General features: G+C 65.0%; 9 protein-coding genes. 3 read left to right on the top strand and 6 right to left on the bottom strand.

The annotated features are described in order from the left end of the window. The coding region (locus tag ACN0T5_RS20240) for a Cache 3/Cache 2 fusion domain-containing protein (RefSeq protein WP_417770422.1) at positions 1-1,136 on the bottom strand (1,136 nt) is incomplete at its 3' end. A 178-nt stretch (positions 1,137-1,314) separates the two neighbouring features. Continuing rightward, on the bottom strand, positions 1,315-2,991 hold the full coding sequence (locus tag ACN0T5_RS20235) for a methyl-accepting chemotaxis protein (protein ID WP_417770421.1): 1,677 nt from the start codon (positions 2,989-2,991) through the stop codon (positions 1,315-1,317). A gap of 520 nt (positions 2,992-3,511) precedes the next feature. Here ACN0T5_RS20235 and ACN0T5_RS20230 point away from each other — a divergent pair. Beyond that, positions 3,512-3,748 (top strand): (2Fe-2S)-binding protein, encoded by a 237-nt coding sequence (locus tag ACN0T5_RS20230; RefSeq protein ID WP_417770420.1) that lies wholly within the window; start codon positions 3,512-3,514, stop codon positions 3,746-3,748. Next, a complete protein-coding gene (gene bfr / locus ACN0T5_RS20225; RefSeq protein WP_417770419.1) occupies positions 3,738-4,223 on the top strand; it encodes a bacterioferritin in 486 nt (161 codons plus the stop codon). Before ACN0T5_RS20230 ends, bfr begins: the two co-directional genes overlap by 11 nt. 37 nt (positions 4,224-4,260) lie before the next feature. On the opposite strand, the gene ACN0T5_RS20220 is transcribed toward bfr, so the two are convergent. The 4 genes from ACN0T5_RS20220 to ACN0T5_RS20205 all read right to left on the bottom strand — a co-directional run bounded on the left by ACN0T5_RS20220 (position 4,261) and on the right by ACN0T5_RS20205 (position 8,433). Then, positions 4,261-4,905, bottom strand: a complete 645-nt coding sequence (locus ACN0T5_RS20220) for an ATP-binding cassette domain-containing protein (protein WP_417770418.1) — start codon at positions 4,903-4,905, stop codon at positions 4,261-4,263. Then, positions 4,902-6,584 (bottom strand): ABC transporter permease, encoded by a 1,683-nt coding sequence (locus tag ACN0T5_RS20215; RefSeq protein WP_417770417.1) that lies wholly within the window; start codon positions 6,582-6,584, stop codon positions 4,902-4,904. The genes ACN0T5_RS20220 and ACN0T5_RS20215 overlap by 4 nt, the downstream gene beginning before the upstream one ends. 28 nt (positions 6,585-6,612) lie before the next feature. Next, entirely contained in the window at positions 6,613-7,860 is a 1,248-nt protein-coding gene (locus ACN0T5_RS20210; RefSeq protein WP_417770416.1) for an ABC transporter substrate-binding protein, read from the bottom strand. An 87-nt stretch (positions 7,861-7,947) separates the two neighbouring features. Next, positions 7,948-8,433, bottom strand: coding sequence for an Lrp/AsnC ligand binding domain-containing protein (locus tag ACN0T5_RS20205; RefSeq protein ID WP_417770415.1), 486 nt, complete (start codon positions 8,431-8,433; stop codon positions 7,948-7,950). A gap of 146 nt (positions 8,434-8,579) precedes the next feature. Here ACN0T5_RS20205 and ACN0T5_RS20200 point away from each other — a divergent pair. Next, positions 8,580-10,091, top strand: a 1,512-nt coding sequence (locus ACN0T5_RS20200) for a proline dehydrogenase family protein (protein ID WP_417770414.1), incomplete at its 3' end; no start/stop codon positions are given.

Raw genomic sequence — 10,091 nt, 5'->3', positions numbered from 1 at the left:
ACGACCTGAGTGGTCTGGCCGACCTGGCGGGAGATCTCGGCGATGGAGGCGGAGAGTTCCTCGGCGGCGCTGGCCACCGACTGCACGCTGCTGGTCGCCGCAGAGCTTGCCTGCGAGGTCTCGCCGGCCCGTTCGGCACTGTCATGAGCGGAGGCGGAGAGCTCGCGCGCCGTCTCGTCGAGACCCGATGCCGTCTGGCTGACCGTGCCGATCAGGGTCTGGACGGTGGTCCGGAACTCGGCGATCAGCCCGTCGATCTCGCTCTGGCGGTTGCGGGTCTCGCTCGTCGCGGCCTCCCGGTCGGCGGCAAGGCGGCGGCGCTCCAAGGCGCGCTCCTTGAGCACGTCCACGGCGAGCGCGAGCTGGCCGATCTCGTCCTTGCGATCGGTGAAGGGAACTTCCGCGTCGAGATTGTCGTCGGCGATGTTGTGCGCCACCTCGGCGATGCGCGGGATCGGCTTCAGCAGACGGCGGGCCAGCAGGGCCATTGCGGCAATCGAAACGAGCAGGATCGGCACGAAGGCGATCATCAGCTTGCTGGTGACGCTGTCCATCAGGGCCGTGATTGTCGACTTGCGGACGCCGGCATAAAGAATGCCGGTGATCTCGCCGGCCGGCGAATGGATCGGCTCGTAGATGGTGTAGTAGGGAGTGCCGAGGATGACGGCTTCGCCGCGGAAGGTCTCGCCCTTCGTCAGCACCGGATAGACAGCGCCGTTCTGGCCAAGCGGCGTGCCGACCGCACGCGAGCCGTCCGGCTTGATGATGTTGGTGGTCTTGCGCCAGAAATCCTTGTTCTCGGGATTCCACTTGAAGACCGTGACCGTCTCGCCCGTCATCCGGCCGATCGTATCGATCATGGCGTGGTCGCTGACCTCTTCGGGAATGCTCTCCATCACCACGCGCCGGACATTTCCGTCCTCGCTCCAGGTGATGGTGGTTCCGGGCATGTCGCGCTCGACAATGGTCGCGGCAACACGAAGGCTGGCATCCTGCCTTGTCACTGCATCCGACTGAATGCGATCGGTAAGGACCATGTAGATGACGGTGCCGACAGTGCCGAGTGCCAGCACGATCATGAGAGCAGCGGCCATCGAGACGATCGAGACCAGATTTAAGCGTGAAAGCAGGCCCATGACCGGTTTTTCCTCAGTTGTTGTTGGCTACTTGACTTGGCGTTGAAAGAAAGACTGAGGCAGAAACGTAAAATTGTCGTTATCCGGGAAACGAAATCGAAATGACCGGCTCCAAAAAGGAGAAATCGCGCGAATTCCCTTTCGTCAAGAAGGAGATTTCGCGCGATTTTTCAGATGGTTAAGCGGCGCTGACTTCCTGCAGGAAGGTCTCGAATTCCGACTTGAGCCGTTGCGAGGTGGTGGTCACGCTGCGCGACGCATCGAGAACCTCGCTGGAACTGGCAGTCGATTGTCCTGCCGTATCGAGAAGTTGGGCAAGATTGTCGGCGACCGTCCTGGTGCCATGTGCGGCATGCTGGACATTGCGCGAGATCTCGCCGGTCGCCGCACCCTGCTCCTCGACTGCCGCCGCGATCGCGGATGTATAGCCGTTCACATCCTGCATGGTGCGGGCGATGACCCCGATCACCTCGACGGCCTCGCCCGTCTCGTTCTGGATGGCGGTGATCTGGGCGCCGATGTCTTCCGTTGCCTTGGAGGTCTGGGTCGCCAGTTCCTTGACTTCGGCTGCGACGACGGCGAAACCGCGCCCGGCCTCGCCGGCGCGCGCCGCCTCGATGGTGGCATTGAGCGCCAGCAGGTTGGTCTGCTCGGCGATCGCCTGGATCAGAACCACGACCTCGCCGATCTTGTGGGCGGCCGCGGCCAGTCCGGAGACCTTGAGGTTGGCATCCTGGGCGCTGGAGGTGGCGTCGGTCACGATCTGCGTGGTCTGGCCGACCTGGCGCGAGATTTCGGCAATCGAGGCGGCGAGTTCTTCCGCCGCGCTCGCCACCGACTGGACGTTCTCCGATGCTTCCCGGGAGGCATTCGAGGCGACCGTTGTCTTGTCGGATGTAGAGGCTGCGTTGTGTGACAGCGTTTCGGCGGCCCGTCCGAACGTCGCGTTGGTCGCTTCCGACTGCTCCAGAAGCTGTGCGATCACGGTGCGGAAACGGGCGATGAGCTGCTCGATGCGCTGCTGGCGCTGTATCTTCGCGGCTTCTTCGCGCTGCTGCTCGCTCGCCATCGTCTCGCGCTCGATAGCCGCCTCGCGGAAGGTCTCGACCGCAACGGCCATCTCGCCGATCTCGTCACCGCGTCCGACGCCGGGAACGGGGGTCTCCGTGTCGCCCTCGCGCAGCGAGCGCATTCGCCCGACGAGTTCGTGTAGCGGCCGGGTGATGGAGCGCACCAGCAGCACGCAGATGATGCCGCCAAGAGCCAGGATCGCCATCACGATCAGGGACTGCCGCAGCAGCTCCCCGTAGAACAGGGTGTCGATATCGTCGACATAGACGCCGGTGCCGATGACCCAGCCCCATGGCATGAAGCCCTTGATGTAGGAAAACTTTCGGACCGGCTCGTCGGAACCCGGCTTCGGCCAGTGGTACTCGACCACGCCCTCGCCCCCGGACTTCACGAGCTTGACGAACTCGGCGAAGAAGCGCTTGCCGGTCTTGTCTTCCATCGCCTCGAGGTTCTGGCCTTCAAGCTTGGCCGCGATCGGATGCATCACCATCATGTGGTCCAGGTCGTTGACCCAGAAATACTCGTTGCCGCCATAACGGATGTTGCGCAGTGTGTCGGCCGCGTCTGCCTGTGCCTGCGCGTCCGTCTTCTTGCCGTCCTGGGCAAGCTTGTATTCGCGCTCGACCGCCGAGTAGGCGACTTCGGAAATATGCAACAGCTCTGCCTTGCGGTCTTCCACCAGACGGTCGTGATAGCCGCTGATCTGGATCGCAAGCAGTGCGGCGATGCCGGTTGCGAAAAGAAGGACGAGTGCCCAGAGGCGATGGCCGATTTTCCAAGTCATGAAACGCTCCTTCAGACAGGCGTCCGGCACCTGCCGCCCTATACGTCACGCAGCAACCGTTGACGGTCAGGTTCGCCCGGAAGAGATCGGGATTGCACCTGTCGCTACGTGTGTTTTCACGTCATGAATAGGATAGATCGGCTAACCATTGGTAAATCTGGCATGTAAACATGATTACGGCCTGAAAATTTTTCTCTGTATTCAATCAAGGGAGTAAATGAATATAGGCCGGCGGGTATAGGCGCCGGGGAAAGGAATATTTACTCAACCTGAGCTTGTCGTCGCGCTTGGCGGGCAACGTCGCTCAGGCAGGGGGCTGACAGGCTCATGAAACGCCGGCCGCCTTTCAAGCAGAAGATGAGTCGTGTCGTCGCGCAAGCTTTTTCGCAAGCTGTCCGGTGCGTCCTGTCGTATATCCGTGCAATCGGTTTGCATCGGTCCGGTTCGTCCCATATGTAGTGTCTAAAGTTCAACTTTTCGAAGGGAAGGTTGCGCGGCGTGCCGCCGGCCTGCACTCGACGTGATCGTATGTTCCTGCAATGTGTTGACCGACAAGGAGTTGCGCCGCGCCGCGCGGGAGCTCCAGTCCGGTCCCGACCGCGTTGTCGTGACGCCGGGCGCGGTGTTTCGCGCGCTTGGCAAGAGACCGCGTTGCGGGGGATGCTTCAGCACGATCATTCCGATAATCCATGAGGAAGCACCGGCGGAGAAGGGCACGCCGCCGGCAAAGGGGGAGACGACGGGCGATGAAGGGTGACGCGAAAGTCATCGACTACCTCAACAAGGCGCTGCGCCACGAGCTGACAGCGGTGAACCAGTACTGGCTGCACTACCGCGTGCTCGAGGACTGGGGATACGGCAAGCTGGCGCAGAAGGAGCGCGAGGAATCGCTCGAGGAGATGCAGCATGCCGACCGCATCGTAGAACGGATCCTCTTTCTTGAAGGGTTTCCCAACATGCAGACCCTCGATCCCTTGCGGATCGGGCAGTCGCTGAAGGAGGTCATCGAGGCCGACCTTGCCGGAGAATATTCCGCCCGTGCGCTCTACAAGGAGGCGCGGGAGGTGACGCTCGCAGTCGGCGACTATGTCACGATGCGCCTCTTCGAGGACCTCATGGGCGACGAGGAAGACCATATCGACTATCTGGAAACGCAGCTCAACCTGATCGAGCAGATCGGTATCGAGCGCTATGCCCTGCTGCAGTCTGCCGCCGCCGACGCGGCTGGCTGAAGGGCCCCGCCCAGGCTTTTGCAGCCTGCCCGCCCGTTCAGGCGGACAGGGTCAGGTCGACGACGGGACCGCCGGCCGCCTCCGCGTCGGCATGGTCATGGGTGACGAGCAGCACCGGCAGGCCGTGCGCGCGCGCCTTGTCGAAGACGAGCGTGCGGATCTGGCCGCGCAGCGTGGCGTCGAGCTTGGAGAACGGCTCGTCGAGCAGCAGCGCGCGCGGTCGCGACAGCAGAACGCGCATGAGGGCGACCCGGGCCTTCTGACCGCCCGAAAGCGTTGCGGGGTCGCGGCCCGCGAATTCCGCGAGCTCCACATCGGCAAGGGCAGCGGCAACAGCGGCCTCGCGGGCGGTACGGCCTTTCAGGTCGGGCGCCAGAGCGAAGGCGAGATTGGCTCCCACGCTCAGGTGCGGAAACAGGAGGGGGTCTTGGAACAGCAGGCCGAGCTGGCGCTTGTGCGCCGGCAGTCCCGTCACGTCGAGACTGCCTGAAAGCACCCGGCCGCGGGCTTCGAAGGCAGGGGCGAGAAAGCCTGCGGCATGGGCCAGAAGGCTCGACTTGCCGACGCCCGAGGGTCCCATCACGGTCAGCACTTCGCCCGGTCCGATGGTCCTGTCGAGGCCGATCAAGGGCTGTCCGGCGAGAGAGATCTCCACCTTTTCGAAGGTCAGCGGCTCGCTCATGCATCCGGCTCCTGTTCCCGGCGGTGGCGAAACGTCACGGCGGGGATGAGTGCGGCCAGCGCGAAAGCGGCAAACGGCAGCGCCATCTGCAGCAGCGCATAGAGACCGACGAGGCGGCGGTTGCCGCCCGATGCAAGCGCCACGGCCTCTGTGGTCACGGTCGCCGTGCGGCCGCCGCCGATCAGCAGCGTCGGCAGGTATTGCGCGACCGATACGGCGAAACCGAGCGCCGCGGCGGTGGCGACGGCGCGCCGTGCAAGCGGCAGGCGAATGCGCCAGAAGGTTCTGCCGGGCGATGCACCGAGCGCGCTCGCGACATGGCCGTAGCGCGGGTCGACGGCGCGCCAGGGATCGGAAAGCGCCAGCAGGACATAGGGAATGACGAAGACCGTGTGGGCGAGTGCGACCGCGATGAGCGTGTCGTGCAGCCCGGCCATGAGGAACAGGATCTGCAGGCCGAACAGGAAGGCGATCTGCGGCACGACCAGCGGCAGGTAAACGAGTGGCATCGAGCGGTGCCGCAAGGCGCGGGAGCCCCGGGTCTCGGTTTCCAGGCAGGCGAGCGCCAGCGTGACCGCGATCGCCACGACGGGCAGTCCGATCACCAGCGTCGTGCCGACGGTTCCTCCTGCCGCCGCCAGATGGTGGCGCCAGGTCGCCAGCGTGAAGCCCGCCGGCAAGGCGTCCGGGAACCGCCAGGGCCCGGCCAGCGACCAAAGCGCGAGCACGAGAAGACCGAGCAGCAATGCACCGGTCAGCACGCTCATCAGCATGCCGGAAAGGGCGGCAAGGGAGACATCCGCCGCCCGCCGCCCGCCGCTCGCGATCCAGCGCAGGCCGAGCCGCGCGACGATCCTCTCGCCAAGGATCCACAGCGCGATGGCGGAAAGGCTCACGCCAAGCTGCAACAAGGCCCCGGCCGAGGCCATGAAGCGCAGCGACAGGTCCGCATCGTTCATCCAGCCGGTCAGGCGCACGGCAAGCGGTGGCGGCGTGGCAGGACCGAGAATGAGGGCAACGTCGACGACCGATGTGGCATAGGCGATGACGGCAAAGACCGGCAGACGGATCTGGGGGTAGACGCGTGGGAGCACCGCCTTGAGCCACCCGGCGACGGGAGCATAGCCGAAGCTTGCCGCGACACGGCGCGCGCGCGCCGGATCGGCCTGTGGCAATGCGGCAAGCACCATCAGGAAGAGGAAGGGGATTTCCTTCGCCATCAGACCCAGCGTCATGGTGATGCCCGCCGGATCGCCGACGATGAGCACATCGGGGGGGCGCGTCGCACCGGTCGACCAGGGGGACAGAAGGCGCATTGCGAAGCCGGATGGCGCGATCAGGAAGGCAAGGCCGAAGGCCGCGGCCGCATGCGGCACGGACATCAGCGGTGACAGCAACGTGCGGAGCACGCGGAAAAGGCGTGTGCCCTCGAAGGCGGCCGTGAACAGGAGCGTCAGCACGAAGGCGCCGAGCGTTGCCGCAAGGCCCGTGCCGAGGGACAGAAGGATCGAGGTGGCCAGCCCCGGCTGCGCGGCGAGCCGGCGAAACGCGTCGAACGACAGCGTGTCGCCGCCAAGCGCAGGCACAAGGCCGAAGGCCGGCAGCAGCGTGCCCGCAAGGCCCGCGACAACCGGACCCAGCATCAGGACCAGTGTTGCCGCCGGTGCCAGTTTGATCATTGTCTTGCGGCCTGCCCGTTCCGTGGCTTCATCGGGAGGCGTAGCGGGCGTTCCACGCGCGTTCCACTCCGGTCATCCAGCTTGCATGCGGCTCGTCGATGACCGGGCCGAGTTGCTGCGGGGAAAGGGTCGCGATGCCGAGGTCGAGGGTGGAGAAGCGGGCCTTGTCGGCCTCGCTCAAGGCGTCGATTGCAAGTACGGTCGGGTCGCCCCAGATCGCCGGATCCTGCTTGCGCGCCTGCGCTTCCGGGCTTAGCAGGAAGTTGGCCAGAACCAGCGCGCCGGCCTTGGCATTGGCATTGTAGGGGATCGCGAGGAAATGGGCATTGCCGATCGTGCCGCCGTCGAGGACGAAGGTGCGGACCGTATCGGGCAGTTCTCCGGCCGCGATCGCCGCCGAGGCGTCGGCGGGATTGAAGGTGAAGGCAATGTCGATCTCGCCATCCGCGAGAAGCTGGCGCATGGCCGGCTGGTTCTGCGGGAAGGCACGCCCCTGCCGCCACATGGTCGGGTGCAACGCGTCCAGCCAGGCGAAGAGCGGTGCGACATCGGCCTCGAAGCTTGCGGGGTCGACTGGCTTTGTCAGCTTTGCCTTGTCGGCAATGGTTGTCGCAAGCACCTGCTTGAGAAAGGTCGAGCCGTGGAAATTGGGCGGCTGCGGATAGGTGAAGCGTCCCGGATGGGTCTTCAGGTACTCCGCCAGCGCGGCAAGACTGGTCGGCGGGCTCGCGAGTGTTGCCGTGTCGTGCATGAAGACGAGCTTGGCCATGCCCCACGGGCTTTCAAGTCCGTCCGTCGGTTCGGTGAAGTCCGTCAGCACCGCCGGCTTGTTTGCCGTGTCGACCAGTTCCCAGTTGGGGAGTTTCGTTGCCCAGCCCGGCGTCATCAGCAGGTCGGCCTTCTTCAGTGAAACGAAGTTCTCGCCATTGATCCAGACGAGATCGACGCCGCCGCCGGTATCCTGTCCGGCCGCCTTTTCCGCAACCACCCGGGCAACGACATTTGCGGTGTCATCGACCTTCACCTGCTCGACACTGACGCCGTGCAGGGCCTTCAGTTGCTCGCCCGCCCAGGCGATATAGCTGTTGATGCGAGGCTCGCCGCCCCAGGCATGGAAATAGACCGTCTGGCCTTTCGCCTCCTCAAGCACCGCCGGCCAGTCGGCCGGGTCGGGGGCATCTGCCGCCTGCACCCCGGCGAAAGGGGCGGCAAGCAGCAGGCTGACGGCAAGCGCCGCGCCGGCAATCGGGTGCGAACGGTGGCGGCAATGGAACATCGAGGCAGGTCCTTCCTTTTTTCTTTTCCTGCAAGAGGCGGCAATGACGGTCAACACACGGCTTCGTTATGGTCCCGTGCGCCTTGCCTACAGCGGCAGGACATGGGTGTCCTTGACCTCTTCCATCACCGCGTAGGTGTGGGTTTCGCGCACGCCGGGAAGGTCGAGCACGGCATCGGCAAGCAGCTTTCGATAGGCGGCCATGTCCGAGACGCGTGCCTTGACCAGATAGTCGAACCCGCCGGCCACCATGTGGCATTCCAGCACCTGGGGCACCCGCTTCACGGCCTGCGCGAAGGCGTCGAAGACATCCGGTGTGGTGCGATCGAGCTTGACCTGCAGGAAGACCAGAAGCCCCAACCCGAGGCGCAGCGGGTCGAGTTCGGCGGAGAAGCGCAGGATGTAGCCGTCCCGGATCAGGCGTTTCATCCGTTCCGCCGTTGCCGTCGACGACAGGTTCACCTTGGCCGCGAGGTCTGTTGTGGTGATCCTGCCGTCGACTTGCAGAACCGCCAGAATGCGGCGATCGACCCGGTCAAGTGCCGGCGTTTCAGCGGTATTCTCGGATTTCACGGGAAAAATCTCCGTTTCTGTATAATATTTCGAAGAAAATAACGGAAGAATTGCAGGTATGATAGGGGAATTCGCTAAGTGGGCGGCTCGGGCATGAACCCGTCGGCAGGCCCGCTGCGCGGCACTCGTTGTGTTCAGGAGCTGTCATGAGCCTCGCATCGGAACGCGCGCCCGTCGCGCAGTCGCATAAAGACCTTTCGCCCTTCCGCGCCCCTTTTGCCCCCTCGGATGAGGCCGCCGTTCGTGCGCTCATCGGCAAGGGCTCGCTTGACGACGCCACCGAGGCGCGGGTGGACGAACTGGCCTCCGGCTACATCCAGGCGATCCGCTCGGCCATTGGCGGACTGGGCGGGGTCGAGGATTTCCTGCGCGAATACGGTCTTTCAACGCGCGAGGGCCTGGCATTGATGGTGCTGGCCGAGGCGCTCTTGCGCGTGCCGGATGCCGCGACCGCCGACAAGCTGATCGAGGACAAGCTCGCCGCCGCACGGTTCGACGAGTCCGAGGGAGGCCCGTCCGACACCTGGCTCGTCTCGGCCTCGTCCTGGGCGCTTGGCATCACGTCGCGGCTGATCCATCCGGGCGAGGCGCCGAACACGATTCTCGCCGCCCTGGTCAAGCGCATGGGCATGCCGGCAGTGCGTGCCGCGACGCGGCAGGCGATGCGCGTTCTCGGTCACCAGTTCGTCCTCGGCGAGAGCATCAAGGGCGCGCTGTCACGGGCGAGAAACCAGGAAGCCAAGGGCTACCGCTACTCCTACGACATGCTCGGTGAGGGAGCCCGCACCGCCGAGGATGCGGAGCGCTATTTCCGCTCCTATGCGGATGCCATCGAGGCGATCGGCAAGGCGGCCGGCAGCGGCGAACTGCCGAACCGCCCCGGCATCTCGGTCAAGCTGTCGGCGCTGCACCCGCGCTACGAAGCGGTCAAGGGCGCGCGCGTGCGCGATGAACTCGTGCCGCAGCTTTTGAAGCTTGCCCAGGCAGCCAGGCGCCACAATCTGAATTTCACCGTCGATGCGGAAGAAGCGGACCGGCTGGAGATTTCGCTCGACGTGATCGCGGCCGTCGCGGCCGACCCATCCCTCGCGGGATGGGACGGGTTCGGTCTGGCAATCCAGGCCTATCAGAAGCGGGCGCTCGAGGTGGTCAACTGGATGATCGGCCTTGCCGAGCGCCTCGACCGCAGGTTCATGGTGCGCCTGGTCAAGGGCGCCTACTGGGACACCGAGATCAAGCGCGCGCAGGAGCGCGGCCTGACCGATTTCCCGGTCTTCACCCGCAAGGCGGCGACGGACCTTTCGTATCTTGCCTGCGCCAGGGCCCTGCTGGCGGCGCGCCCGCGCATCTATCCGCAGTTCGCGACGCACAACGCGCTGTCGGTGGCGCAGATCGTGGCGCTGGCCGGCAATGACGGCGGCTACGAGTTCCAGCGCCTGCACGGCATGGGCGAGAGCCTGTTCAAGGCTGTGTCGGAACGCGACGGCCATCCCTGCCGGATCTATGCGCCGGTTGGCGGCCACCGCGACCTGCTCGCCTATCTCGTTCGCCGTCTGCTGGAGAACGGTGCCAACTCCTCCTTCGTCTCCGCCGTCGGCGATGCCTCCGTGCCGATCTCGCGCCTTCTGGCCCGCCCGCAGGACCTGCTTGCCGGCGGC

It is taken from the genome of Stappia sp., from assembly GCF_048261845.1.
Classification (GTDB): Bacteria; Pseudomonadota; Alphaproteobacteria; order Rhizobiales; family Stappiaceae; genus Stappia.
The sequence above is the reverse complement of the archived record's forward strand: the minus strand, read 5'-3'. Positions and strand labels throughout refer to the sequence as shown.

Excerpts from the sequence above, each read along its gene's own strand:
- ACN0T5_RS20235 (WP_417770421.1), bottom strand. The coding sequence starts at position 2,991 with ATGACTTGGAAAATCGGCCATCGCCTCTGGGCACTCGTCCTTCTTTTC.
- bfr (WP_417770419.1), top strand. The coding sequence starts at position 3,738 with ATGAAGGGTGACGCGAAAGTCATCGACTACCTCAACAAGGCGCTGCGC.
- ACN0T5_RS20220 (WP_417770418.1), bottom strand. The coding sequence starts at position 4,905 with ATGAGCGAGCCGCTGACCTTCGAAAAGGTGGAGATCTCTCTCGCCGGA.
- ACN0T5_RS20215 (WP_417770417.1), bottom strand. The coding sequence starts at position 6,584 with ATGATCAAACTGGCACCGGCGGCAACACTGGTCCTGATGCTGGGTCCG.
- ACN0T5_RS20210 (WP_417770416.1), bottom strand. The coding sequence starts at position 7,860 with ATGTTCCATTGCCGCCACCGTTCGCACCCGATTGCCGGCGCGGCGCTT.